Origin of the sequence: Streptococcus parasanguinis, assembly GCF_964238605.1 — a bacterium.
In the GTDB taxonomy this organism is placed as follows: domain Bacteria; phylum Bacillota; class Bacilli; order Lactobacillales; family Streptococcaceae; genus Streptococcus; species Streptococcus parasanguinis_AJ.
In genome coordinates, this window is record NZ_CAXSMM010000007.1 from 58,134 (window position 1) to 82,518 (window position 24,385).

21 protein-coding genes are annotated in these 24,385 nt (G+C 43.9%); 12 read left to right on the top strand and 9 right to left on the bottom strand.

Annotated features, from left to right (window positions below; translation table 11 throughout):
- Positions 1–166: 166 nt before the first annotated feature.
- Positions 167–1,105 carry an AEC family transporter gene (locus ACESR9_RS06620; protein ID WP_049497945.1) on the top strand — a complete coding sequence of 313 codons (939 nt, stop codon included), beginning with the start codon at positions 167–169 and terminating at the stop codon, positions 1,103–1,105.
- Positions 1,106–1,153: 48 nt separating this feature from the next.
- On the opposite strand, the gene ACESR9_RS06625 is transcribed toward ACESR9_RS06620, so the two are convergent.
- The 3 genes from ACESR9_RS06625 to ACESR9_RS06635 are packed head-to-tail and all read right to left on the bottom strand — an operon-like array spanning position 1,154 to position 2,546.
- The gene (locus ACESR9_RS06625) at positions 1,154–1,486 is read right to left on the bottom strand and encodes a hypothetical protein (protein ID WP_049497946.1); all 333 of its coding nucleotides are present in this window, start codon (positions 1,484–1,486) and stop codon (positions 1,154–1,156) included.
- A 34-nt stretch (positions 1,487–1,520) separates the two neighbouring features.
- Positions 1,521–1,991, bottom strand: a complete 471-nt coding sequence (locus tag ACESR9_RS06630) for an HXXEE domain-containing protein (protein ID WP_049497947.1) — start codon at positions 1,989–1,991, stop codon at positions 1,521–1,523.
- A gap of 15 nt (positions 1,992–2,006) precedes the next feature.
- Complete coding sequence (locus ACESR9_RS06635; RefSeq protein ID WP_373106172.1) at positions 2,007–2,546, bottom strand: TetR/AcrR family transcriptional regulator; 540 nt, start codon at positions 2,544–2,546, stop codon at positions 2,007–2,009.
- 287 nt (positions 2,547–2,833) lie between these two features.
- Here ACESR9_RS06635 and ACESR9_RS06640 point away from each other — a divergent pair, with 287 nt between their 5' ends.
- Complete coding sequence (locus ACESR9_RS06640) at positions 2,834–3,739, top strand: cation diffusion facilitator family transporter (RefSeq protein WP_070665585.1); 906 nt, start codon at positions 2,834–2,836, stop codon at positions 3,737–3,739.
- A 78-nt stretch (positions 3,740–3,817) separates the two neighbouring features.
- Positions 3,818–4,855, top strand: coding sequence for a zinc-binding dehydrogenase (locus ACESR9_RS06645; RefSeq protein ID WP_373106151.1), 1,038 nt, complete (start codon positions 3,818–3,820; stop codon positions 4,853–4,855).
- A gap of 54 nt (positions 4,856–4,909) precedes the next feature.
- On the opposite strand, the gene ACESR9_RS06650 is transcribed toward ACESR9_RS06645, so the two are convergent.
- From ACESR9_RS06650 to ACESR9_RS06665, 4 genes are all read right to left on the bottom strand, one after another.
- Positions 4,910–7,624: a DEAD/DEAH box helicase family protein gene (locus ACESR9_RS06650; protein ID WP_070665579.1), complete on the bottom strand. Its 2,715-nt coding sequence runs from the start codon at positions 7,622–7,624 to the stop codon at positions 4,910–4,912.
- A gap of 149 nt (positions 7,625–7,773) precedes the next feature.
- Positions 7,774–9,192: a VWA domain-containing protein gene (locus ACESR9_RS06655; protein ID WP_269795748.1), complete on the bottom strand. Its 1,419-nt coding sequence runs from the start codon at positions 9,190–9,192 to the stop codon at positions 7,774–7,776.
- A gap of 301 nt (positions 9,193–9,493) precedes the next feature.
- Positions 9,494–10,369 (bottom strand): LysR family transcriptional regulator, encoded by an 876-nt coding sequence (locus tag ACESR9_RS06660; RefSeq protein ID WP_269795747.1) that lies wholly within the window; start codon positions 10,367–10,369, stop codon positions 9,494–9,496.
- Between the two features lie 111 nt (positions 10,370–10,480).
- Positions 10,481–10,831, bottom strand: a complete 351-nt coding sequence (locus ACESR9_RS06665) for a helix-turn-helix domain-containing protein (protein WP_003008684.1) — start codon at positions 10,829–10,831, stop codon at positions 10,481–10,483.
- A 391-nt stretch (positions 10,832–11,222) separates the two neighbouring features.
- Here ACESR9_RS06665 and ACESR9_RS06670 point away from each other — a divergent pair, with 391 nt between their 5' ends.
- Entirely contained in the window at positions 11,223–12,848 is a 1,626-nt protein-coding gene (locus tag ACESR9_RS06670; protein WP_049490433.1) for a malolactic enzyme, read from the top strand.
- An 83-nt stretch (positions 12,849–12,931) separates the two neighbouring features.
- Positions 12,932–13,879 carry an AEC family transporter gene (locus ACESR9_RS06675; RefSeq protein ID WP_023919058.1) on the top strand — a complete coding sequence of 316 codons (948 nt, stop codon included), beginning with the start codon at positions 12,932–12,934 and terminating at the stop codon, positions 13,877–13,879.
- 90 nt (positions 13,880–13,969) lie between these two features.
- Here ACESR9_RS06675 and ACESR9_RS06680 read toward each other — a convergent pair whose 3' ends face one another.
- Together ACESR9_RS06680 and ACESR9_RS06685 are read right to left on the bottom strand one after the other, a co-directional pair.
- Positions 13,970–14,779: a Cof-type HAD-IIB family hydrolase gene (locus ACESR9_RS06680; protein WP_070586910.1), complete on the bottom strand. Its 810-nt coding sequence runs from the start codon at positions 14,777–14,779 to the stop codon at positions 13,970–13,972.
- Positions 14,780–14,790: 11 nt separating this feature from the next.
- Positions 14,791–15,534 carry a DeoR/GlpR family DNA-binding transcription regulator gene (locus ACESR9_RS06685; RefSeq protein WP_373106152.1) on the bottom strand — a complete coding sequence of 248 codons (744 nt, stop codon included), beginning with the start codon at positions 15,532–15,534 and terminating at the stop codon, positions 14,791–14,793.
- Positions 15,535–15,711: 177 nt separating this feature from the next.
- Here ACESR9_RS06685 and ACESR9_RS06690 point away from each other — a divergent pair, with 177 nt between their 5' ends.
- The 7 genes from ACESR9_RS06690 to ACESR9_RS06720 all read left to right on the top strand — a co-directional run bounded on the left by ACESR9_RS06690 (position 15,712) and on the right by ACESR9_RS06720 (position 24,067).
- Positions 15,712–16,281, top strand: coding sequence for a sugar O-acetyltransferase (locus ACESR9_RS06690; protein WP_024055061.1), 570 nt, complete (start codon positions 15,712–15,714; stop codon positions 16,279–16,281).
- Positions 16,278–17,042, top strand: coding sequence for a nucleoside phosphorylase (locus ACESR9_RS06695; RefSeq protein WP_373106153.1), 765 nt, complete (start codon positions 16,278–16,280; stop codon positions 17,040–17,042). Before ACESR9_RS06690 ends, ACESR9_RS06695 begins: the two co-directional genes overlap by 4 nt.
- A gap of 31 nt (positions 17,043–17,073) precedes the next feature.
- The gene (locus ACESR9_RS06700) at positions 17,074–18,456 is read left to right on the top strand and encodes a TrkH family potassium uptake protein (RefSeq protein ID WP_373106154.1); all 1,383 of its coding nucleotides are present in this window, start codon (positions 17,074–17,076) and stop codon (positions 18,454–18,456) included.
- A gap of 9 nt (positions 18,457–18,465) precedes the next feature.
- A complete protein-coding gene (locus tag ACESR9_RS06705) occupies positions 18,466–19,131 on the top strand; it encodes a potassium channel family protein (RefSeq protein WP_003008667.1) in 666 nt (221 codons plus the stop codon).
- A 122-nt stretch (positions 19,132–19,253) separates the two neighbouring features.
- Positions 19,254–20,012 (top strand): CPBP family intramembrane glutamic endopeptidase, encoded by a 759-nt coding sequence (locus tag ACESR9_RS06710; protein ID WP_013904123.1) that lies wholly within the window; start codon positions 19,254–19,256, stop codon positions 20,010–20,012.
- 147 nt (positions 20,013–20,159) lie between these two features.
- Positions 20,160–22,391, top strand: a complete 2,232-nt coding sequence (locus ACESR9_RS06715; protein WP_373106155.1) for a glycoside hydrolase family 31 protein — start codon at positions 20,160–20,162, stop codon at positions 22,389–22,391.
- A gap of 68 nt (positions 22,392–22,459) precedes the next feature.
- Positions 22,460–24,067, top strand: a complete 1,608-nt coding sequence (locus ACESR9_RS06720) for an alpha-glucosidase (protein ID WP_373106156.1) — start codon at positions 22,460–22,462, stop codon at positions 24,065–24,067.
- Positions 24,068–24,385 lie beyond the last annotated feature (318 nt).

Consider the following 24,385-nt stretch of genomic DNA (forward strand, 5'->3'; position numbering starts at 1 on the left):
GTACCAATGGAGTAAGGCAGCTAAGAAGGGGTATTAGTGACAATTAATAAAATGCATGAGGTTGGGCATGTTGCCCCACCTCTTTTTATGATATACTAGAGTAGTTTTTGAGACTTGTAAAAAATGTTTTTTTTTAGTTCAAATTTAAAAAAGAAAAGGGGAGAACATGGACATCTTTTTGAGGAGCATATCAGGGATTCTCGTCATCCTGGGCATGATTTTAGTGGGCTTTATCATTGGTGAAAAAGGCTGGTTCGATGACAAGTCGCGTGGCCTACTCGCTAAATTGGTCACTCAAGTTGCTCTTCCCTGCTATATGCTCTACACCATTACGCAACGCTTCACAGCAGCAGATCTACTTAAAATGTTGCCAGCCTTGCGATTTCCTGCCCTGTCTATGGTTATTTTACTTGGCATCGCGACAGGGGTAGCAAGGATCTTTGCAGTAAGACAGGACCGTCGTGGCCTCTTTATTTCCATGTTTTTTAACTCCAATACCATCTTCGTGGGACTCCCCATTAACCAAGCCCTCTTTGGAGATGCCAGTATTCCCTATGTTTTGATCTATTACATGTGTAATACGACCTTTTTCTGGACTTTGGGAACTTATCTCATTCAGCGAGATGGTGAGGGAGAAGCTCAGTTTGATCTCAAAACCAGTCTGAAAAAAGTCTTTTCTCCGCCCCTTATGGGCTTTCTCTTGGGACTAGTCTTGGTGATGCTACAGATCAAGTTGCCAGCTTTTCTAGCCAGTGATTTACAGTACCTGGGCAATTTAACAACCCCCTTATCCATGATATTCATCGGTTTGTCAGTGTCTCATGTAGGTGTGAAGCAGTTGGTTCTGGGAAAAGAGCAACTATTGATTCTACTAGGTCGCTTTCTGGTTGCCCCTCTCTTGATGGCCTCCATCGTCTACTGGGTGCCTCTTCCAAGTTTGATGAAGCAGGTCTTTATCATCCAGTCCGCTATGCCTGTGATGACCAATGCGCCAGTTGTTGCCAGACTCTATGGAGCTGATAGTGACTATGCAGCCGTCATGGTGACAGAAACGACCCTTGCAACCATGGTGGTGATTCCTATTCTCATGCTGTTGATGGCATAATAAATAGAAACTACAAAAGCTCAAGTTTTTTGAAAACCTGAGCTTTTCTTATATGAGAGCTAATAAAATTGTAATCACCAGAGCGATGCCCATCCGAATCAGGTGGTGGACTGGGTGGAAGTTTCCTTTGTGTTTTCCATTCCAATAGGCTCCGTAGCAAATCAAACCACATCCGATCAGCCAAAGGGCTAGAGAGACAATCGGTAAAAAGAAGTAGAGGATGAGAGATAAGGTCGCAAGGCTACTTCCGATGAGGAGAAATGTATTTCCTAAAGTGTGATTTCCCTTTTTAAATTCTGAAAGGGAGGCCAATAAGTGAAGAAGAACAAAAGCAAGGGCAAAGAAGGCTGTAAAAAAGCCGAGAAGAATGGGGAAGAACATAGGGTTTCCTTTCTAAGATATGATTGCCTGAGTACTATTTTTTATGACTGATTTTATGAAGAATCATAAATGATACTACAAGATTTAAAATAATAACCAATAAGGTAAAAAGAGAGTAACCATAAAGTTTAATTGGAAATTCATTTTTGAGATTGCAAAGAGCAAACAAACTTGTTAAAATGCCCGTTAACAACCCAGGCACATATTTTCGAATAACGACTGTCTGAATCAGATGTCCGAACACATGGTAGATATAAGCGATTATGATGCTTGCGTAAATGCTATAGTTATTAAACTGGTAACTAAGATATAGCGACGTCATTAGGATGAGAAATTGTTCCAAGACAATAAAGTTGAAAGCAAAAGGAGTGTAATAAGTTAGGATTCGATTGTTTGGATACTGGATTGATATTTTTTTGACAAAGGATGGCATCCAAACGATTTCTTCGAGTTCGTGAAGCATGAAGAGTGATGGAAATAGAAAGTAAAATTGCACGCTGGTCATTGAAAATACTCCCTTCTAGTTCGAGCCCACTTTTAGAATCTCCAAATAAAATTGGATGACTTCTTGTTCGGTGTAGGACTTGCCTTTTTTCAACCACCAGCTGAGGGTTTCGATGAAATGGCTGACGACCAGGTGTTTGAGATAGGAGTGGGGAATGTTAGGGTACGATTGGATGAGTTCGTCGGCTACCATTGGGTAGACATCGTGTTCTAGTTCTTTTCGCAGTTGCCGGATGAAATAATCGTTTTTAGAGAGCAAGAGACTGGTCACATGATCTTGATTTTTCTTGAAATGCTGGAAGATATGGGCCAGATAGTCTTGTGGTGAGAGGTGTTCAGCACGCTCAAAGAGATGGTGAAAGAGTTTTTGACAGAGTTCATCTAGCAATAATTCCTTGCTCTCGTAATGGCTGTAAAAGGTCGAGCGCCCCACATCAGCAAGGTCTATAATTTCCTGAACGGTGATGGCCTCGTAGTCTTTTTGGTTGAGTAAGTGTAAGAAAGCTTGATAGATAGCTTTTCGAGTTTTGGTGATGCGACGATCCTGAGTATTCATATGGACAATTTGAACAAATTGTTCAGTAACGTACACCCTAAACAGTTTGCTCCTATCCTTTCTGTTGATAGTAGTGGATAATAGATAATGAAGGGAAGAGATAGTAGTCTCATCTCTCAGAAAATCTATAGAAATAAATGTTTGACGCAGTAGCTGATTGGTCTCTTTTTCGCTCTTTAACTCCACTCCAAAGAGTACCTAATCAGCCTTGCGGGGGTGGGAATACGAATAAATTTTTATAAAAATTTATTCTGTCCCACTCCCATTATAACAAAGGATTTAGGATTATGAAGACAAAACATGCGGTCTGGATCGCTTTTTTCTTGAATTTGAGTTATGCCATTGTTGAGTTTATTGCAGGAGGGATTTTTGGATCCAGTGCAGTCCTTGCGGATTCGGTCCATGACTTGGGGGATGCAATCGCTATTGGGATCTCCGCCTTTTTGGAGAGTATTTCCAATCGTGAAGAAGACAGCCACTATACCTTGGGCTACAAGCGCTTTAGCCTTTTAGGGGCCATGGTAACAGCTGTGATTCTCATGACAGGGTCCGTTCTGGTTATTTTGGAAAATATAACGAAATTGGTTCACCCACAACCTGTCAACGATGAGGGCATTCTCTGGCTTGGAATCATAGCCGTCAGCATCAATGTGCTAGCGAGTCTCGTCATTCGCAAAGGGCAAACCAAGAACGAATCCATTCTCAGCCTGCACTTTCTGGAAGATACCTTAGGTTGGGTGGCTGTCATCTTAATGGCCATTGTTCTCCGATTTACCGACTGGTATATCCTGGATCCGCTCTTATCTCTTGCCATTTCCATCTTTATTCTGTCAAAAGCCATTCCACGTTTTTGGAGCACGCTCAGGATTTTCCTGGATGCCGTGCCAGAAGGAGTAGATATCCAGCAAGTCAAGAGTGATTTGGAACAGTTGGACCATGTGGCTAGTATCAATCAGCTTAATCTCTGGACCATGGATGGGCTGGAAAAGAACGCCATTGTCCATGTTTGTCTAGAGCATGTCAACCACATGGAGGTTTGTAAAGAAGCGATTCGTACCTTGCTCAAAGATTGTGGCTTTCAAAACGTCACCATTGAGGTAGATGAAGACTTGGCAACCCACCGAGCTCACAAGAGAAATATCGAAGACCTGGAAACTGATCAAGGTCATGGGCATGATCATCACCACCATTAATGACGACTTGGTATGAGCAGAAGCTCGATAAAAAGTGTATACTATAGATAAGTAAGCAATAGAAAGTAGGTCGTCCCTATGAAGAAAACAGTCTATACAGAAGCTGGGCAAGTGGGCCTTGTAGAAGTGGAACGTCCACAGATCGAAGCGCCAGATGATGTCATTCTCCGTATCGTTCGCACCTGTGTCTGTGGATCCGATCTATGGAGCTACCGTAATCCAGATATTGAAGCGGGGCACCAAAATAGTGGCCACGAAGCCATTGGGATTGTCGAAGAAATCGGTGAGGCCATTACAACGGTCAAACCGGGAGATTTTGTCATCGCACCTTTCACCCATGGCTGTGGAGAGTGTGATGCCTGTCGTGCTGGCTACGATGGGACTTGTGACCGTCATATCGGCACCAACTGGTCTGATGGAGTGCAAGCGGAGTACATCCGTTTCCACTTTGCTAATTGGGCCCTTGTCAAGATTCCTGGGCAACCATCAGATTATACAGAAGCCATGCTCAAATCCTTCTTGACGTTAGCAGATGTCATGTCGACGGGCTATCATGCGGCGCGTGTAGCAGATGTGCAAAAAGGTGACAAAGTCGTGGTCATTGGGGACGGTGCCGTTGGTCAATGTGCAGTGATCGCAGCTAAGATGCGTGGTGCGTCTCAAATCGTCCTTATGAGTCGCCACGAAGACCGTCAACAGATGGCCTTGGAGTCAGGCGCGACAGCGGTTGTGGCTGAGCGTGGTGAAGAAGGGATTGCCAAGGTTCGTGAAATCCTCGGAGGAGGAGCAGATGCGGCCCTTGAATGTGTCGGTACCGCGGCAGCTGTCGATCAAGCCCTTGGGGTCCTTCACAATGGTGGACGTATGGGATTTGTCGGTGTGCCACACTACAATAACCGTGCCCTTGGTTCGACCTTCGCCCAAAATATCTCAGTGGCAGGTGGAGCAGCCTCAGTTACTACTTATGATAAACAAGTTTTGTTAAAAGCAGTTCTTGACGGTGATATTAATCCGGGTCGTGTCTTTACTTCAAGCTATAAACTGGAAGATATCGACCAAGCTTATAAGGACATGGATGAACGTAAGACTATTAAGGCTATGATTGTACTTGACTAACAAAAAATTCTAGTAGAGGATGTCTACTAGAATTTTTTTGTAGTGAAATCAGTTTTATTTCAAATCCGACATCACTTGTTTCTTGGTGAAGGTGCGCTCTTGTTTGTTAGCTAGAGCCTTGATGCGAGCATCTAGGAGAATGGCGCGACCTTCGACACTTCGGGTATAGACGAGGTCATACTTGCCTATACTCTTTCGGATTTGCGCGACAAAGGCTTGGGCATCCTCTTTCCGTTTGTCAAAGAGGCTTGGTACAGCGAAATATTCTGTTTGATCGGATACCTTTTCCTGTGCTTTCAAGATATAGCGCTGATTTTCAATCGGTGCGAAGAATTCGATTATGGTTTGCGAGAAGAGTTCCTTCTCCCGCATGGTTCCGCCCTTCAAATAAATCAGCGTGTTGATGGCATCCTTTCTGTCTCGTACGACTTGGATACGGGTCTCCTGGGTTTGAATATGCCCAGAGAGGAGCAAGGCTTGGTGAATAGCTTGTCCAAAGACCTCTAACCGTTTATAAGGGCTCTTATAGAGATAGTAGCGGAGCCAGGCAAGGAGAGCGAGAACAGCTAAAACGAATAGAAGAATTAGAGACGCTTTATTCCCTCCTCCTCTATGTGAATAGTAAAAAAGGTTGGCGAAAGCATCGGTCAAAGTGGCGGCCGTCAGCCAACGAGCCAGCTTTCTGGCATCGAAGAATAGGGCCAGAGGCAGGAAGTGTTTATCCACTTGGACCTCATTTGCAATCTCCATATTCTCCAGAATAGGCAGGGCTTTTTGCCAGCCGTCTCGGAGTTCTTGACGATGGGTGGAGCGCTCTAAGGTCTCTTCATTGAGTTTTTGTAACTGTTTTTTGGTATAGCGAATATTGTCAAAGGCTAGGCGTTCGATACCGGATTCGATGAAGGGCTCCTTGTAATGAAGGCCTAAAAATTGCTTCATCCGTCTTTCTAAGAGCTCCAAATCAGGACTGTATTCTTTCAACTGATCAGTGATGGCTTCGATCTCTTCCTTTTCAAGATCGGACTTTTCATACCATTTCTTTAGGGAAAGGTTGATAGAGACTAGATGCCAGATGTTACTGGTCTTGTCTGGATCCTCAGGCCACACTCGGATGGCACGACCCCGCATTTGGTTACTGAGCATAAAACTGCCGACAAAGCTCGCTAGGATCAGGGAATTGACGCAAGGAGCATCCCAGCCTTCCCCTAGAAGTGACTTGGTTCCAATGACGACTTGGATGAGCCCTTCTTGAAAGAGCTGGGTCACGGCTGTCACCAAATCATGCTGAGAACCAACCAAGCGAACCTTGAGAAAGTCATCAGGAGATAATTGGCCGACACTTTGGTAAGTCAGTCGATTCCCTCCTAGAAGCTCTTCTAGTCTTGACTTAGCGACCGTCGGAATGATGACGATGCTACCGGTCAAAACAGCGATGGCAGGAGGAGTTGCTTGCTCTAAGCTTTCCCTGCGAATGGATTCGAAATAAGAGAGAACTCCCAATTGAGTAAATTGGGCGTCCTTATCCCCGAGATGAACTTCAAAGTCTTGGCGGATATAGTCTGTTAGGACCAGTTGGCGCAGTTGATTTCCAAGCGCCTGGTATTCCGCCTTGAAAATCTCACGAACGGCATTGAGTTTTCCGAGGGATTGGTTGAGCAGAAGGTCTTGTTTTTTGTTGCGGACAAGTTTAACTTGTTTTCGATCGATCAAGCTGGCTGCTTTTAGTTCATGGAGGACTTGCTTCTCGTATTCCTCAGGTAGATTGTACCAGTGAGGCACTTGAAAGAGCAGACCTTGCAGGAGAATTTCAAGCCAGTCCAGGGTGAAAGTAGGTAGTTTCTTGGCTCCTAAAAGGTCCTGGAAACGTTTGGGAAAGGCGATTCCCTTGCTTCGAAGAAAGATCAAGGTAGCAGAGAGATACTTGGGCTCATTGAGTAGCTCATCATCACTGATCTGACCAGATAAGGCCTGGCAGGTTTGGAGGTATTGGCAAAAGAGAGGATCTGAAGTCAGTTGCTGCAAGAGAGCATTCTTTTGTTGGCTAAAAGCATCCAACTGCTCTTGCTCTTCCTTGGTTGGAAAGGCAAAGTAGACATAGTCTTGGTGAGGACAAAGGGTGTCTTCCTTGACCAATTCGGGAACCGTAATTTCCTCATCGATCTCACCACACATGCGGATATAGCGATCCCAAAGGGCAGGGTCTCCTTCATAGGGAGGGGTAGCGGTGAGGGAGATCATCTTTAAGTCAGGGAAGGCTTGACGAAAGGCTTCCAAACTCTTCCACCATTCATTGCGCAAGTGGTGACACTCATCTAAACAAAGGGTCCCGAGTGAGATGTCTTTGAAAGTAGTAAAGATATCAAAGCCTTTGAAATCAAATGTTTCAATCTCTGCCTGGTCATCGGTATCCTCAGCTTGCGATTGACCGACGACTTGGTTCATGGCACTGTGTAGAGCCTGATAGGTAGCCACTGTAATTAGCTTAGGATGTTTGAGGTCCTGAGAGATCAGTTGCTCTGCCTGGCTTTCATCTTTCAAGAATGCTTGGATAATCCGGTCCACCCATTGTTGACGAATGGTGACCGTAGGAGCTAAGATCAGGGTTGGCTGGCCGAAGCGTCTGATAAATTCGATTCCCAGGGTTGTTTTTCCAGAGCCAGGCGCTGCTACCAAATGCAGATGGCCATCCGCCATAAAAGCGTCACTCTTATCGAGAACGCGTTTTTGATAGCGTCTCCATTGGCCTGTAAAGGCTAGTTCTTGTAACATTGGTTTCCTCCCTTGTACTGTCCCCATTATATCATAGCGGAGGACAAGAATTTCTTGGTAGAAGTTGAAGATTTCCGCTTTCTAATGAAAATAGCAAAGGGGAAATTTTGAGTGATAAAAAGCCCAATCAACGGATTAGGCTTTTCATGTTAGTCTTTCTTTGTTTTACGAGAGAGGCCAAAGGCAGCACCCATGCTAAGAAGACCAAGACCTAGAGTCGTCAAAGCAATTGAGGTCTTGCTTCCTGTATTTGGAAGGCTTGCTTCTTTTTGAGGAAGAGCTGCTGGTGCGATATAAACTTCCGTTTTCACAGGCTCGTTTTTAGCCGGTGTGAATACGGTCGGTTTCGCAGGGGTTACAACAGCCGGTTTTTGAGGAGTAGGAGTCGGTGTTGCAGGCGTTTGGATGCTAGGTGTTTGTGGTTTTGCTTTCGCCACACGATGAGTTTTTGAGATCAACTCATACTTGTCTGTTTGTACCTTGAAGACACGACCTTTTTGGACGGTTTCAACGACTTTATTGGCAAATTGAACGTTCAACAAGTTAGCAAAGTTTTTGTCGATATCTAGGTAGAGACCATTTGTTCCATTGACCAATGGATCAAAGTCTTTTTTTTCACGTGTTTCACCAACCACTGTCAAAGAGATACCAGCATCTTGAAGGGCTTTCAGTGTCGCTTCTTTTGTTGGTGTATCCTTTGTAAGATCAATGTCCTCATCTGTAATCAAGAAAGCAAAGCGATGGTTGTTTGCCCCAGTCCCCCAGTTGTAGTCTCCTGAAGTAGCGATATGATGCAATGGAACAGTAGCATTTTCATAGTAGCCATCAGTTTTGATGGTTTTCAGGGCGGAAATGAAGCTTTCTGGATCACTTGTGAACTTCGATCCATTGAAATCATGGTATTTAACTTCACTAGCTCTTTCGTATTCAGCTAATCCTAAACGGGCTTGAATTTTCTTAGCAGATAGATTGCGAACAAAGGACTCGATATTCTTCATTGTATCATTGATATGTGAATCCATCGAAGTTGATTTATCGATGACAAAGACGATGTCTGATGTTCCTTGGACTTCTTTTTTGTTGACGACATCGGCTTCTTTTGTCACTTCGACTACAGTTGTTTTGTTGACTGTTTCAGTTGTTGTCTCAGTGTAGTCAGCTGTTTCTTTGGTTGATGTAGCTGTCTTGGTAGAAGAGACTGGTTTTGAAGTGCCAACAGGTGTGTCTTGATCGGCTAAGCTAGTCGTTTTGATGGTTGCTGTTGAGGTAGTGGTGGTGTCTGCACCGTCTGTTTTAGCAGATGGGCCAGTTTTTTTGACGTCCACAGCGATGACATCTCCAGTTTTTGCTTTATCAGCAGGAACAACTGGTGTATTGGCTTTGGCGTTGATTTCTTCTGTTGCAGCAGTGATAGGTGATTTTGTTGCTGTAGTAGCTGCAGGAGCAACTTGGGTTGTTGCAGGTGCAACGTCATCAGCAGAAGCAATAGTCGTTCCTGTGAAGACCGTTCCTAAAACAACGGAAGCTAAAGTTAAAGTTTGTTTACGTGAAATAGTATATTTTTTCAAAATACGTCCCCTTTTTAATAAACTTTTTTCTATCATACAGGTTTTTGAAAAACTTGTCAACGGTATAATAATCAAGGGTTTTGCCGACTTTTATATCCCTAATTATTGATAAAAAACCGAACAAGAAAAATATTCACAAAATAATTTAAATATACAAAGTACGCAAAATAAAATAGGATTCCCACAAATTTGCAGGAATCCTTATTTTATCGGCATTTCTACTATATTTTTTAGTCGTAAAAAATACTAGCTAGTCACTTTATTTATGTTTCTGCATTAGCACTAAGAACAAGGACTACGACTAGTTTAGTAATTTTTCAAAGAATTGGATGACCTCCGGTTTGAGATTACTTTCCTTCGGTTCAACTAGTGAAACGAAAAAACTAATCCGTTCATTTTCTGACATCGGAATCGCGATCAGTTCTTCTTCACCATCTGTTAGTACAAGATCTGCTAGTAAGCTAATTCCAACTTGTTTCCGAAGGAGTTGTTTTAGAAGATGAATATCATCCGTCTGAAAGAAGGGCGTAGCCTCATGGTGATAGCGCTCATTCAACTGTTCAAAGGCTTTTAAATGAACAAAGTGCTCATCTGGAATGATAAAATCTTCATCGATGACGTCTGAAAATTGTAATACTTTTTTGGAGGCTAGTGGATGGTTGTGATGAAGGATATAGAAGAGATCTCGTTTGGCCATTTCTCTTACCTGGAAGCGATGATCTTTAATCGGTTCTAAACTCCCTAAAAAACTAGCATCTAGTTCTCCTTTGGAAAGCATTTCTAAAAGTTCAACAGACCCTTCTTGGACAGGATGGATACTTTGAAGAGCTGCAACATTACTGATAAAGGCAGGTTGTTTTCGGACAAGATAGTCAATGATGATTGGTGGGAAACCAATCGTATTGAATTGAGAGAGACTCCGGAGGATCTCTTTTTTGGCCCCTTGAATCTCAGGTAAGACCTTTTGAATATGTCGTAGCAAGATTTCTCCTTGGGGCGTCAATTTGAAAGTACGGTGAGAAGGATCGTGCGCAATTAATGGGCAGTGAAATTCCTTTTCTAGTCGTTTAATCGCATAGGAAACGGATGGTTGACTGATCCCGTGTTTTTGGGCAACCCCAGTAAAGGATTGCTGTTGACTAAGATCAAGAAAATAATAAAAGTCCTTAAGATTCATTGGGCTCCCTCTTCTAAATAGACAGACATGGATAAGCAAAAATTATCCGTGATAGCTAATTTGACTATATGATTTTTTGTTTGTTACAATCTGAGGTGAGTCAGAGGACCATTAAAGGCTATCTAAAAGATCTTCAAAAATCGTTAGGATCTTCTCCCTTTTTCCAACTGGAAGTTGCTTAATTTTCATATTTACTCTCTTAAGTGAAAGATTGTCGTTAGGATCTGAAGATGATTCAAGTGAATTAAAATTGAAGAATTCTTCAGGCGTTAACTCAAGAGCAGAAATGACTTTTTCAAGACTGTGAATGGTCAGATTCACGTTTTGATTTTCCAATTGATTGATGTATTTTAATCCAAGATCTGCCCGTTCCGATAGCTCCTCTTGACTCATGTTTTGTTTTTTTCGCAAATATTTGACCTTTTGCGCTATATACCGTTGTAAATAATGTTTTGTTTTCATGTAACCAGAATACAAGTTTTAAATGACAAAAATAACACCTTAAACAAAACAAAGTATCTTATAACAAACATATTTTGGATTTATTATCTATGGCTTTTATAGGTATTGATCATCATAAGTAGAAAAAAGAATACCTGAAAACAGTGGATCTTTTGATGAGAATAACCTTCTAAAAGGTGGAAAGGAACAGGCTTTTTTAAGAGATGACTATGACGATCTAGGAAGTGATGGATAAGCCTATTATTTTGTTATCTTTTGAAATCGCATCATTTTCGGTTGTATCGCCTGAACTTTCATTGACTGATTTATTCATATTGTATCATATAGATAACAAAGTGTCATTTAAAGAAAAAGTGTTATAATAGAATAAACTAAATAAGGAGGTCACATGATGACTGCACATGATATTTTAAACAACCCTTTCCTCAATAAAGGAACTGCCTTTACTTTAGAGGAACGTAAGCAACTAGGTCTCATTGGCCTCCTGCCACCTTACGTCCAAACTATTGAAGAACAAGCAGCGCAAACTTATGCGCAAATGCAAACAAAGGTTAATGATTTGGAAAAACGTTTGTTCCTAATGGAAATTTTTAATACAAATCGTACTCTATTTTACTACCTATTTGCTCAACATTTGGAAGAGTTTAATCCAATTGTCTATGATCCAACTATTGCTGATACCATTGAAGGGTATAGCGATCTCTTTGTAGATCCACAATATGCCGCATATCTTGATATCAATCATCCTGAAAATATCGAAGCAACTTTGAAAAATGCAGCAGGGGACCGTGAAATTCGTCTTATTGTTGTGACAGATGCAGAAGGTATTCTCGGTATTGGTGACTGGGGTACAAATGGTGTTGATATTTCTGTTGGGAAATTGATGGTCTATACTGGAGCTGCAGGAATCGATCCTTCAACGGTGCTTCCTTTGGTCATTGATGCAGGTACCAACCGTGAAGAATTGCGTAACAATCCTAATTACTTAGGAAATCGTCACGAACGTGTGCGTGGAGATCGTTATTATGATTTTATCGATCAATTTGTTCAAACTGCAGAACGCCTCTTCCCTAAACTCTATCTGCACTGGGAAGATTTTGGTCGCTTAAATGCTGCTAACATCCTTGAAAAATACCGGAAGCAAATCCCAACCTTTAACGATGATATCCAAGGAACTGGTATTGTTACCCTAGGTGGGATCTTTGGGGCATTGGATATTACAGGTGAAAAATTAACGGATCAAGTTTATCTCTGCTATGGTGGTGGGACTGCTGGTGCAGGGATTGCTTCTCGTGTCCTTCGTGAAATGGTTAGTGAAGGTCTACCTGAAGAAGAAGCTTATAAACGCTTCTTTATGGTCGACAAACAAGGTCTCCTTTTTGATGATATGGATGACTTAACGCCGCAACAAAAACCATTTGCTAAGAAACGTTCTGATTTTGCCAATGCAGATCAGTTGACGGACCTTCTTGAAGTAGTGAAGACGGTTAAACCAACCATTCTTGTGGGAACTTCAACTCAGCCGAATACTTTCACAAAAGAAATTGTAGAAGCTATGTGTGAAAACACTGAACGTCCTATCATTTTCCCATTGTCAAACCCGACCAAACTAGCTGAGGCAAGTGCCAAAGATTTGATCGAATGGTCAGACGGAAAAGCATTTGTTGCAACAGGAATTCCAGCTGGTACAGTTTCCTATAAAGGTGTGGACTACGTGATTGGTCAAGCGAATAATGCCCTGATTTACCCAGGTCTTGGACTTGGTATGCTGGCTTCTGAAGCGAGTCTTTTGACGGATGAAATGATTGGAGCAGCCGCACATTCATTGAGTGGGATTGTCAATCCAGGCGAACCAGGAGCACCAGTCTTACCTCCATTCAAGTATGTAGCTGATGTTTCTATCAAAGTAGCAGAAGCAGTTGCTAAAAAAGCGCAAGAACAAGGTCTTGCGCGTGCTCAAGAAACAGATATGGCTAAAGCGGTACGTGATTTGAAATGGTATCCAGAATATAAATAAGTAAATTTAATGGAGGTGTACGAGTGCGACTGGATGCCTTGTACACCTTTTCTTGTATGTCCTGTTAGATAGAAAGGGAGACTATGGAAATCTTTTTAACGTCAATTCAGAGTATTGTACCCATTATCGTCATCATCATTCTTGGTTATTTCTTGCAAGTCCGAGGTTGGTTTCAAGAGAGTTTTGGAAATGACTTATCTAAACTGATTATGAACGTGGCCATGCCTGTTGCAATTTTTACCTCTGTTCTTAAATATTTAACTTTAGATAAATTGATTAGCTTGTCTGGCGGTTTGTTGTATACGTTTATCGCCTTCATTCTTGGTTACCTAGCGGCCTTTATCGCAGTGAAAGTTTTTAAAGTGCGCCCAGGTCGTCGAGGAACCATGATTAATACCTTTGTTAATGCTAATACCATATTTATTGGTTTGCCTTTAAATATCGCTCTGTTTGGAAATCAAGCCCTTCCTTACTTCTTGGTTTATTATATTACAAATACAGTATCTACTTGGACATTAGGTGTCTATCTGATGACTTCTGATAGTAAAGAAGGGGCTTCAAAACAGGCTCAAAAATTTAATTGGAAGAAGCTTTTCCCAGCTCCTTTATTAGGTTTTCTCGTAGCCCTCGTCTTTTTGGTGTTGCGTATTCCTGTTCCAAGTTTTGCAGAAAGCACCTTGACTTATATTGGTAGTTTAACAACGCCCTTATCTCTTGTCTATATCGGTATCGTCCTAGCTAAGGCAGGCCTTAAGACGATTCGCTTTGATAAAGATACCATTATCACACTGGTTGGTCGTTTTATTCTTGCACCTGTCATCATGCTCTTGGTTCTGAAGTTCTTCTCTCCAAATATGGTGGCACCAGAATTTAGAACCTTTATGATTCAATCAGCAACACCAGCTTTGGCAGTTCTTCCTATTCTTGCCAATCAAGGTAAAGGCGATGTTGAGTTTTCAACGAATGTGGTCACTCTCAGCACAGTCTTATTTGTGATTGTGGTTCCAATTCTGCAGACATTGTTGGGATAGCATTTATATGAAAATGATGTAGTTTTAGTGCTATACATTCGTCAAAAAGGACGTCGGATATTATACTCGACGTCCTTTTTAAACGGATGACTAGATCAACACATAGGTTTCAACCGCATGCCCAGCCCCGTTTTCATTGTTGGTCTTTGTCACGACTGCTGCTCCCTCTTTCACTTCTTGTGGAGCGTTGCCCATAGCGACACCGATGCCTGCTTTTTTGAGCATAGGAAGGTCATTGAAGTTGTCCCCCATGGTGAGGACTTCTTCTAAGCTCAAGTGGTAGTGATTAGCGAGCTCAACCAGAGCATCCTCTTTAGAGACGTGCTTAGCGGTAACTTCTAGGTAGTTGGCTTTGGAGAGATAAAAGGCGGTAGAAGGGAAGTCGTCGGCAGAAATAGCACGATAGAGGGCTTGGATCTCTTCTGGTTCTCCAATTAAGAGCAATTTGTGGAGGGGCTTTGTCGTATCCAGCAAAGGATCCAATAGGGGGAGAATATGAGGTTTTTCCCCTGTAATCCGGGCTTCCTCTTGGCTCCATTGGTCGAGATGATCGGTCATCCAGTCTTTTCCACTATAGAGGTTGATCGAAACTTGAGGGAAGTGTTGGTTGGCCCAATCAATAAATTGACGGGCTTCAATCTTGTCTAAGGGATGCTCAAACAGAACCTGCTCTCCTTTTTGGATTAAGGCTCCATTGTAGCAGGCCATAGGACAGTCCTCTATGCCGAGCTCTTTGGCAATAGGAGCCATCCCTTTTGGAGAGCGAGCAGAGGCCAGCACGAAAGGAATGGTTTCGCGCTTTAAATCCGGGATCAATGATGCCAACTCTGGATCGATCTGATGGTGATCATTTAAAATAGTGCCATCGATATCGCTAATGATGAGACGAATGTGAGACATAAACTTACCTCCTAGTAGAGAATAGTGGTTTCGTTGCCGACTTGTTTAAGGATGTCAGGGCTTGGTTTTTGGTCAGTGATCCAATAGTCAAATTGTTTGAGACGAGCAAGATAATAGTTTCCATTTTTCGTCCATTTAGAAGTTTCTGCCACAAGGATCTTGGTGCGAGATCGTTCAAAGACGAGGGATTTGACTGCAACGTCTTCAGCATCCTCAAAGGTGACTTCACCATTGGCTAAGCTACTCGCTCCAAAAAAAGCGAGATCAAAGCGAAGATTGTCCAGTATTTGTGCTTGATTCGCGTCATAGTAAAAGCGGTTTTTAGGGTAGAATTTTCCTCCTAAAAGATGAAAGTCAACCTGGGAATGGCTACTGAGCTGGATGGCATTGTCAAGGGAATGCGAATAGACTGTGACTTCCTTGTTAAGCAAGCCAGCAAGCAGGGTCATCGAGGTGGAAACGTCGAGAAAGATCACTTGTCCATCTTGGATCAATTGCAGGGCCTTTTGAGCCATGGTAGTCTTTTCCTTGTTAGCCTTTTGACTACGGTCTAGATAAGAAGGGCCAGGTTCTTTGTTTAAGGGAAGGAGCCCACCGTGGGTCCTGCGGACCAGCTGGCGTTGGCTAAGGAGAGCGAAGTCTCGACGGATGGTATCTTTTGAGACCTTGAAATAGTCGACCATTTCTTTAGCCGATAGCTGTTTTCGCTCTTCTAAGAGTTCTAATATTTTTTCGAGTCGTTGTTCCTGATACATGAGATCGCTCCTTGTTTCTGTTCTTGCCTATATTCTACATCATTTATTAAGTTAATGCAAGTGTTTTTAATTATCTTTAAGTATTTATGATCGTTTTTCTTGTAAAGCCTTATTCTGACGTTTGTTTTAAAGGGGAAATTCTGCTATAATATGTCAAAATAACGTGGAGGTTTCCTTATGGCCAGTGAATATGAAAAAATGATTGCGGGTGACTATTATAGACCTGCGGACCCTGAATTACGGGCTTTGGCAAAAGCCTCTCGGGAGAAACAAGAAGCTTTTAACCAAGAGGTGGATCCTAAAAAAGGGGCAGCTATCATCAAAGAGTGGTTTGGTTCAACCGGTGAAAACCTCTATCTTAATCGACAGGTTCTTGTAGATTATGGGGTCAATATCCATCTGGGAGAAAATTTCTATGCCAATTACAATTTGACCATGTTGGATATCTGTCCCATTACGATTGGAAAGAATGCCATGATTGGTCCCAATTGCCAATTTTTGACACCCTTGCACCCACTGGATCCAGACGAGCGCAATTCTGGTCTCGAGTACGGAGCTCCGATTACGATTGGGGACAATTTCTGGGCAGGAGGAGGGGTCACCATTCTCCCTGGTGTCACGCTGGGTGACAATGTGGTCGCTGGCGCAGGAGCAGTGGTCACAAAATCCTTTGGAGACAATGTGGTCCTTGCAGGAAATCCAGCCCGTGTCATCAAAGAAATACCCGTCAAAAAGGAGAAACGATGATCCATAAACATGAAATTCCTATTTTAGAGTTTGATGACAACCCGCAGGCAGTCATTATGCCGACCCATGAGGGACTTGATCTGCACCTACCTGAAAAATGTGTGTATGCTTTCCTGGAGGATGAGATTGAGCGCTTTGCCAAAGCTGTCGGAGCCAAACAAGTAGCTAGCTTTGTCTCAGCTACCAAGACCTATCCGGTCTATGTCATGGAGCACCAAGGAGAGGAAATCTGCTTGGCCCAAGCGCCAGTTGGATCTGCAGCTGCTGCCCAATTCATGGATTGGTTGATTGGCTATGGGGTGAAGAAGATTATATCGGCAGGTAGCTGTGGGGTCTTGGTGGACATAGAAGAAAATGCCTTCTTGATCCCTACCAAGGCCTTGCGAGATGAGGGAGCTAGTTACCATTATGTAGCGCCTTCCCGTTATATCGAAGTGGACAGTCGTGCACTGACCGCCATTGAAACAGTTCTAAAACAGCAGGCCATTCCTTATCAAGAGGTCATGACCTGGTCGACGGACGGTTTTTATAGAGAAACACCTGACAAGGTGGCCTATCGCATTGAAGAAGGGTGTCGTGTTGTGGAGATGGAGTGTGCCTCACTTGCAGCGGTCGCCCAGCTTCGTGATGCAGTTTGGGGCTTGCTCCTATTTACCGCAGATTCTCTTGCAGACCTGGAAAATTATGACCAGCGTGACTGGGGTGCTGAAGCTTTTGAGAAGGCCCTAGAATTGTGCCTAGAGATGGTTCATCACTTGTAGGTCTTTTCACTTTTTATGATACAATGAAGCTATGTTAGTCAAATTATTTTTTAAACAATGGCAGGCCAAAATTAAAAGCCTGTCTCCGGCAAGGCGAATCTTTCTCAGCTTTGCCTTGGTTATCCTGGTGGGCTCGCTCTTATTGAGTCTGCCTTTTGTCCAGCAAGCGAGCTCAAAAGCAGGCTATATCGACCACCTCTTTACAGCGGTCTCCATGGTCTGTGTGACGGGGCTCTTTACCCAGTCGGTGGCTTCGACCTATAATGGTTTGGGGCAATTGATCTGTATGCTCTTGATCCAGATCGGAGGCCTAGGGATCTTGACCTTTATCGGTCTCTTCTTTATGGAAGGTCGCCAAAAACTTAGTTACAAGGACCGGCAGACCATTCGGGACAGTTTTAGTTTTAGCAATAACCAGAGCTTGGCCCGTTTTGTCCGCTCCATCTTTATTACCACCTTTACCATCGAAGGGGTGGGGGCCTTGCTCCTCATGACCCGCTTTATCCCTCGCTTTGGCTGGGGGCATGGGATCTTTAACTCCATCTTTGTTGCGGTCTCGGCCTTTTGTAATGCGGGCTTTGATAATTTTGGAGGTGATAGTATGATGAGCTTCCAGACCGATTGGTTGGTCAATCTGACCTTGTCTGCTCTGATCATTACTGGGGGCTTGGGCTTCATGGTCTGGTTTGACCTAGCTACCAAGGCCCGTAACCAATCAGGACGACGGACTCTTCGCTTTCATACCAAGGTGGTTCTCTGGTTAACAGCTGCGATTCTCCTCTTTGGGACAGTAACCAGCCTCTTGACCGAGTTTAATAATCCGGCAACGATTGGGTCCCTGCCATTGGGAGAGAAGATCTTGGTCAGCTTTTTCCAAACGGTCAGTATGCGGACGGCTGGCTTTGCCTCACTGGATTATACAGCAGTCCGACCTGTGACACTCTTTGTCTATATCCTCCAGATGTTCCTAGGTGGGGCACCAGGTGGGACAGCAGGAGGGATGAAGATCACCACCTTCTTGGTGCTGATTCTCTTAGCGCGCAAAGAGTTGCTCGGCTTGCCACATACCAACCTGGGTAAGCGCACCATCGCTCCAGACTTGGTCCAACGCTCTTTGGGGACGGCAGTGATTTTCCAGTTGACTTTTCTCCTTGGACTCTTTGGTCTTTGTCTCGTGACTCCGGATGGTCAACGTTTTCTGTACTTGGTCTTTGAGGTGGTATCGGCTTTAGCGACAGTGGGCGTGACGGCTAATGTGACCTCGACCTTAAATGGAGCAGGGCTGGGCATCATCATGCTGCTCATGTTTATTGGGCGGATCGGCCCCTTGACCCTTATGGTCAGCTTGAACAATTACAAGGCCAAAAAGGCAGATGCCTTGCAATATGCCAAGGCAGACATCATTATCGGATAGGAGAGACTTATGGCAAATCGAACCATTGGAATTCTGGGATTAGGGATTTTTGGACAGAGTGTCTTAAAAACCCTGCAGGACCAGGATGTGGATATCATTGCAATTGACGATCATGAAGATGTGATCAACCAGTATGAATCTATGATTACAACTGGGATTGTTGGAGACATTACGGAAATGGACCTCTTGGATGCGGCAGATATTGGGAACTGTGACACAGTCGTCATTGCGACGGGAGAAAACTTGGAATCAAGTGTCCTGGCGGTCATGCACTGTAAGGCACTTGGCGTCGAGCACGTCATTGCCAAGGTCAAGAATGAAGTGACCAAGGAAGTCCTTGAGAAGATTGGAGCTGATTTGGTCATCCTACCAGAGGTAGAAGCGGGGATGTCCCTCGCTAAGATGATCCTCTTCCAACACGGGATTGAAGTCTTCCAGTTGGATGAAGCAGTGGTGGTGGCTGAGTTTACGGTTCCAGCTAGCTGGGTAGGAAAAAGCCTTCAGGACTTGGCTGTCAGAGAGGAGTACCATCTCAATATTATCGGCTATCGAGATGCGGAAGACCAACCGCTTCATATTCAGATTGGTCCCGACTTTATCTGGCCTGAAGGGGTGCGCGTGATGGCAGTGACAGACAACCAATATTTAGATAGAATCCAAGATTTGTTAGACTAATAGTGTAATGGAAACGGCCCAAAGGTCGTTTTTTTCTTCTCTAGGTTAACTCTTCTTTAAGCATTGATTGCTAAAGTAAGAGAAACAAAAATACTTCCATTGTGGGAATAGAAGGATGAAAGATGACATTTTTTAACAGAATACGACCCAAACAGCCCTTAAAAGAGCTCAAATGGTTTGATATTGGCATTGTGACGGTCATTCTCTTTGGGCAATTCATTGTCCGCTCGACCCAGCTGTTTTTAGCCAGTTTTCAGCCAGTCGCGCAGACTGCAGTAGCCACAAGCAGTAGCAATACTGCAAGTGAAGGGGCTGCTTATTCCAGCAATATGACCTTGCAGTTGATCTTGCTGACTCTAGCTCTTCTTTACTTGTTGCTCCGTCGCTTTGATTTTAAACAATTGCCAATCCGCTTCAAGTGGTCCACCTTGATCTGGGTGCCCCTGCTCTTTGCAGCGATGGGACTTTTTGGGGATGTAATCTCAACGGTTTCGGGTGAATACAATTACCTAAGTCCGAGTCTTTGGCCTTTTATCGATCCTATGCAGATCCTCCATAAGTTCATGGCTTTGAGTCCCATGGCGATTGCTTATGGCTTACTCAATGGATTTTATGAAGAATTTTTCTTTTTGGGCTTAATGACTTCGGTAAGTGAGAAGAACAAGTGGAAGGCGCTGGCCTTTTCAACCCTGATCCGCTTTTCCTTCCACACCTATCAAGGGCTTCTCTGGGCCTTTGTGATTGGCGTCATTTATGGACTCTTTTATTACTTCATGTACAAGAAAGTCGTCAAGAATCTCTTGCCATTTTTCCTCATGCATGCCTTGGCAGATATGTTTGGCTCGAGTCTCATGTATCTCTTGATCAATTGGGGGAGTTGATCTTATAAAATTTTAGGAAAGGCTCTGTCAAGTGTTGACAGGCCTTTTTTTGAGTGCTATAGTAAAATCGTAAGCGCTTACTTTGTGAGGCGAAGCAGATGAAAAGAGGGCGAGTCAGATGCCCTATAAAAAGAGGAGGAAAAATAAATGGCAGGACCAGTGATAAAGGGAGAAAACTATCGGATCTCCGTATTAACGGAATCCTTGGTGCGCTTGGAATACTCAGAGGATGGTGTTTTTGAAGATGGTCAGACGCAAGTTGTACAAAATCGAGATTTTGGACCTGTTGCCTGCGAGGTTATAGAGACAGAAGAGGTCCTCGATCTTCATACAGAGCATCTCCACCTCCATTTTGAAAAGGGACCTTTTGCCCCGGATCGGCTTTTTATCGAACTCAAGGGTCAGTATGCAGTCTATGGGAGCCGGTGGCATTATGGAGATCAGCCGGAGACCTTAAAGGGGACCAGTCGGACGCTTGACGAGGTCGATGGGGCTATGGAGTTGCAAGATGGGATCTTGAGCAAGGCCGGTTATGCTCTTTTAGACGATTCCGCTTCCTACTTGTATGATGACGAAAGCGGGTTTAGAGCACGGCCCTATCCAGAAGTGGATTTGTATTTCTTCGGTTATGGGCGCGATTATCTAGGTGCCTTGAAAGATTTTTACCATCTGACAGGACAGCCACCCCTCTTGCCACGTTATGCTCTGGGAAACTGGTGGAGCCGCTATTGGCCTTATACCAGTCAGGAGTATACAGATTTGATGGATCGTTTCAAAGCAGAAGGAGTGCCTCTTGCAGTCAGTGTGATCGATATGGACTGGCACAAGACGGCGATTCCTGCTCGCTTTGGAAGTGGTTGGACTGGCTATAGTTGGAACCGGGATTTGATTCCTGATCCAGCTACCTTCTTAAATGGCCTGCATGAGCGTGGTTTAAAGGTGACCTTAAATGTCCATCCGGCAGATGGAATTCGCGCTTTCGAAGATGCTTATCCCATGGTCGCAAAACGCTTGGGACTGGATGCTGAAAAAGAAGAAGCAGCTAGCTTTGACTTTTATAGTCCAGCCTTTCGCGAAGCTTATTTCGAAGATGTTCACCATCCTTTGGAAGATCAAGGAGTCGACTTTTGGTGGATTGATTGGCAACAGGGAAGTCATGGCAAGATGGATCCCCTTTGGTTGTTAAATCACTATCATTATCTAGACAATTGTCGAAAAGGCCAAGCTGGTCTCATTTTATCACGATATGGGGGTCCCGGCAGCCATCGGTATCCGATCGGTTTTTCAGGGGACACTATTGTAACTTGGGAATCCCTAGCCTTTCAACCCTATTTTACCAGCACAGCTTCCAATATCGGCTACACCTGGTGGAGTCATGATATCGGTGGCCATATGCGGGGCTACTATGATGAAGACTTGGCTCTTCGCTGGTTGCAGTTTGGGGTTTTTAGCCCGATTAATCGACTTCATAGTTCTTGTAATGCCTTTAACAGCAAGGAACCGTGGTTTTACTCGCCTGAGACCTGTCGCTTGATGAAGCAGTATTTGCGCCTGCGCCATGGCCTACTACCTTATCTCTACACCATGAATGTGGCGACACACGAAGAAGGGCTACCTTTGGTTCAACCCCTCTATTACCACTATCCAAATGAAGAAGAGGCTTATGAAGCGAAGAATCAATATTTCTTTGGTAGTGAACTCATGGTGGCACCAATTACCGAAGCGCTGGATCCTGTCTTTCATAGTGCTTCTGTGAGCGTTTGGTTCCCAGACGGCGTTTGGTACGATTTCTTCCATGATTGGAAGTATGAAGGAAGAGGCAAGCTTACGGTCTTTAGGTCCAGCCAGGATATTCCGGTCTTTGCACGTGCAGGAGCCATCATCCCTATGGATGCACAACCACAGACAGGAGTAGACCTTCCAGAAATGCTGGACTGGCATCTCTTCCCAGGTGACAATCGTTCCTTCGTACTCGTCGAAGGAGAAGGAGCTAGCAAGGTTGAAACCCGCCTAACAGTCGATTGGGATGAAAAAAAGATTAGGATGGATCTGTCAGGTGATCTAGCCTTGCTTCCTGAAAAGAGACAGCACCGTTTCTTGCTCCATACCTTTGAGACAGCCCCTATTTTAGTAGACAATCAAAGTCAGGAAATTGCGATGGGTGAGCTGCAATCGCGTCCGATTGCCAAAGAAGATCGGATGTTTGAGCTCTTAAAATCTGCCAACCTGGCCTACGATAGGAAAAATGAATTATTTGCGGCCTGTTCAAGAGCCAAGGATTGGAAACAGTTGATGAAGGTCATCACGCCTTTGGAGGAAGGCTTGCGCCAACGTCTCTTTGAAGTGATTTATTCCAGTGAAGAGAATGAAGACTTGTAAATTCTTGCAATTTCACCCCTATTTTTGTATGATGAAAATGATTTCACAATCATAAAGGAGAAGAAAAAATGGAACAAAAATGGTGGCATAATGCCGTAATTTACCAAGTTTATCCAAAAAGTTTCAAGGATAGTAATGGCGATGGCATAGGGGATCTCAAGGGGATCACGAGCAAGCTAGACTATCTGGAAAAGCTAGGGATTACAGCCATCTGGCTCTCACCAGTCTACAAGAGTCCCATGGATGATAACGGCTATGACATCTCGGATTACGAGGATATTGCCTCCATCTTTGGTACCATGGAAGATATGGAAGAATTGATCGCAGAAGGTCAGAAACGCAAGATCAAAATCATCATGGACTTGGTGGTCAACCATACCTCTGATGAGCATGCTTGGTTTATCGAGGCGCGTGAAAACCCAGACAGTCCAAAGCGAGATTTCTATATTTGGCGCGATGAGCCCAATGGCATTATTTCAGCTTTTAGTGGCTCTGCTTGGGAATTTGATGAAGCTTCAGGTCAATACTACCTGCATAACTTTAGTAAGAAGCAACCAGACCTTAACTGGGAAAATGAGGAGCTTCGTCATCAGATCTATGACATGATGAACTTCTGGATTGAAAAGGGAATTGGTGGCTTCCGTATGGATGTGATCGATATGATCGGTAAGATCCCAGATCAGGAAATCATCAGCAATGGTCCCATGCTCCATCCTTACTTGAAGGAAATGAATCAAGCGACCTTTGGCGATAAGGATCTGCTCACAGTGGGAGAAACTTGGGGAGCAACTCCAGAGATTGCCAAGCAATACTCTAATCCAAAAAATCAGGAATTGTCCATGGTTTTCCAATTTGAACACATCGGCCTTCAATACCAACCGGGTCAACCAAAGTGGCACTACGCTAAGGAATTGGATGTGCCTAAATTGAAGGAAATTTTCACCAAGTGGCAGACGGAATTAGGAGAAGAGGAAGGCTGGAATTCCCTCTTTTGGAACAACCACGATTTGCCACGGATTGTGTCAACTTGGGGGGATGATGGCGACTTCCGTGTTAAATCGGCCAAGGCTTTAGCGATTCTGCTTCACTTGATGAAGGGAACTCCTTATATCTATCAAGGGGAAGAAATCGGAATGACCAATTATCCATTTAAGAGCCTTGAGGACGTAGAAGATATCGAGTCGATCAACTATGCTCATGAAGCCTTAGAAAAAGGGGTTCCGCTCGAAGTGATCATGGATCAAATTCGCCATATTGGTCGGGACAATGCACGGACACCGATGCAGTGGAATGATGAAGCAGAAGCCGGCTTTACGACAGGCCGTCCATGGCTTGCGGTCAACCCAAACTACAAAGAGATCAATGTGGAGGCTGCCCTAGCAGATCCAGACTCTATTTTCTATACCTACCAAGCCCTCATTGCTTTGAGAAAAGAGTATCCTTGGCTTGTGACTGCTGATTATGAATTGGTGGACGCAGCAGACAAGGTTTTTGCCTACAAGCGGGTGGAAGGAGAGCAAGCCTATCTGGTAGTTGTCAATCTCTCCAGTCAAGAGCAAGACTTGCCGCTCGTCAATGGGGTTGAAGAGGTTCTCATTGCCAATACCAAGGTCGAACAAGTCCTCGAATCAGGCAAGTTGGCCCCTTGGGATGCCTTCTGTGTCAAATTAGCCTAATGAAGCAAATGAAAAAATAGAGGAAATTACTTCCTCGTAGAAGAGGCTGGGACAAAAGTCCTAGCCTCTCAATTATTTTTGGATTGTCGAGCAAGACGCAGTGGTTGAGTGGGCTCTACTACGCTGATTTCATCAGCTTTTACAGCCCTACTCAACTGTGCGGAGGTGGGACGACGAAATCAAATTCTAACGAATTACCGATTTCTGTCCCACTCTCTTTACTTTTTAGGGGCTGTTCTTCTAGCAAAATCCGCTCAAAAATGCTTCGGGAGACGCTTGGGCTATAGGAAATATTTATAAGGAGTCCTAGTTTTTGCT

What these genes read in the sequence shown, in the direction of transcription:
- ACESR9_RS06620 (WP_049497945.1), top strand. Translation starts at nt 167, where the DNA reads ATGGACATCTTTTTGAGGAGCATATCAGGGATTCTCGTCATCCTGGGC.
- ACESR9_RS06625 (WP_049497946.1), bottom strand. Translation starts at nt 1,486, where the DNA reads ATGTTCTTCCCCATTCTTCTCGGCTTTTTTACAGCCTTCTTTGCCCTT.
- ACESR9_RS06630 (WP_049497947.1), bottom strand. Translation starts at nt 1,991, where the DNA reads ATGACCAGCGTGCAATTTTACTTTCTATTTCCATCACTCTTCATGCTT.
- ACESR9_RS06635 (WP_373106172.1), bottom strand. Translation starts at nt 2,546, where the DNA reads ATGAATACTCAGGATCGTCGCATCACCAAAACTCGAAAAGCTATCTAT.
- ACESR9_RS06640 (WP_070665585.1), top strand. Translation starts at nt 2,834, where the DNA reads ATGAAGACAAAACATGCGGTCTGGATCGCTTTTTTCTTGAATTTGAGT.
- ACESR9_RS06645 (WP_373106151.1), top strand. Translation starts at nt 3,818, where the DNA reads ATGAAGAAAACAGTCTATACAGAAGCTGGGCAAGTGGGCCTTGTAGAA.
- ACESR9_RS06650 (WP_070665579.1), bottom strand. Translation starts at nt 7,624, where the DNA reads ATGTTACAAGAACTAGCCTTTACAGGCCAATGGAGACGCTATCAAAAA.
- ACESR9_RS06660 (WP_269795747.1), bottom strand. Translation starts at nt 10,369, where the DNA reads ATGAATCTTAAGGACTTTTATTATTTTCTTGATCTTAGTCAACAGCAA.
- ACESR9_RS06665 (WP_003008684.1), bottom strand. Translation starts at nt 10,831, where the DNA reads ATGAAAACAAAACATTATTTACAACGGTATATAGCGCAAAAGGTCAAA.
- ACESR9_RS06670 (WP_049490433.1), top strand. Translation starts at nt 11,223, where the DNA reads ATGACTGCACATGATATTTTAAACAACCCTTTCCTCAATAAAGGAACT.
- ACESR9_RS06675 (WP_023919058.1), top strand. Translation starts at nt 12,932, where the DNA reads ATGGAAATCTTTTTAACGTCAATTCAGAGTATTGTACCCATTATCGTC.
- ACESR9_RS06680 (WP_070586910.1), bottom strand. Translation starts at nt 14,779, where the DNA reads ATGTCTCACATTCGTCTCATCATTAGCGATATCGATGGCACTATTTTA.
- ACESR9_RS06685 (WP_373106152.1), bottom strand. Translation starts at nt 15,534, where the DNA reads ATGTATCAGGAACAACGACTCGAAAAAATATTAGAACTCTTAGAAGAG.
- ACESR9_RS06690 (WP_024055061.1), top strand. Translation starts at nt 15,712, where the DNA reads ATGGCCAGTGAATATGAAAAAATGATTGCGGGTGACTATTATAGACCT.
- ACESR9_RS06695 (WP_373106153.1), top strand. Translation starts at nt 16,278, where the DNA reads ATGATCCATAAACATGAAATTCCTATTTTAGAGTTTGATGACAACCCG.
- ACESR9_RS06700 (WP_373106154.1), top strand. Translation starts at nt 17,074, where the DNA reads ATGTTAGTCAAATTATTTTTTAAACAATGGCAGGCCAAAATTAAAAGC.
- ACESR9_RS06705 (WP_003008667.1), top strand. Translation starts at nt 18,466, where the DNA reads ATGGCAAATCGAACCATTGGAATTCTGGGATTAGGGATTTTTGGACAG.
- ACESR9_RS06710 (WP_013904123.1), top strand. Translation starts at nt 19,254, where the DNA reads ATGACATTTTTTAACAGAATACGACCCAAACAGCCCTTAAAAGAGCTC.
- ACESR9_RS06715 (WP_373106155.1), top strand. Translation starts at nt 20,160, where the DNA reads ATGGCAGGACCAGTGATAAAGGGAGAAAACTATCGGATCTCCGTATTA.
- ACESR9_RS06720 (WP_373106156.1), top strand. Translation starts at nt 22,460, where the DNA reads ATGGAACAAAAATGGTGGCATAATGCCGTAATTTACCAAGTTTATCCA.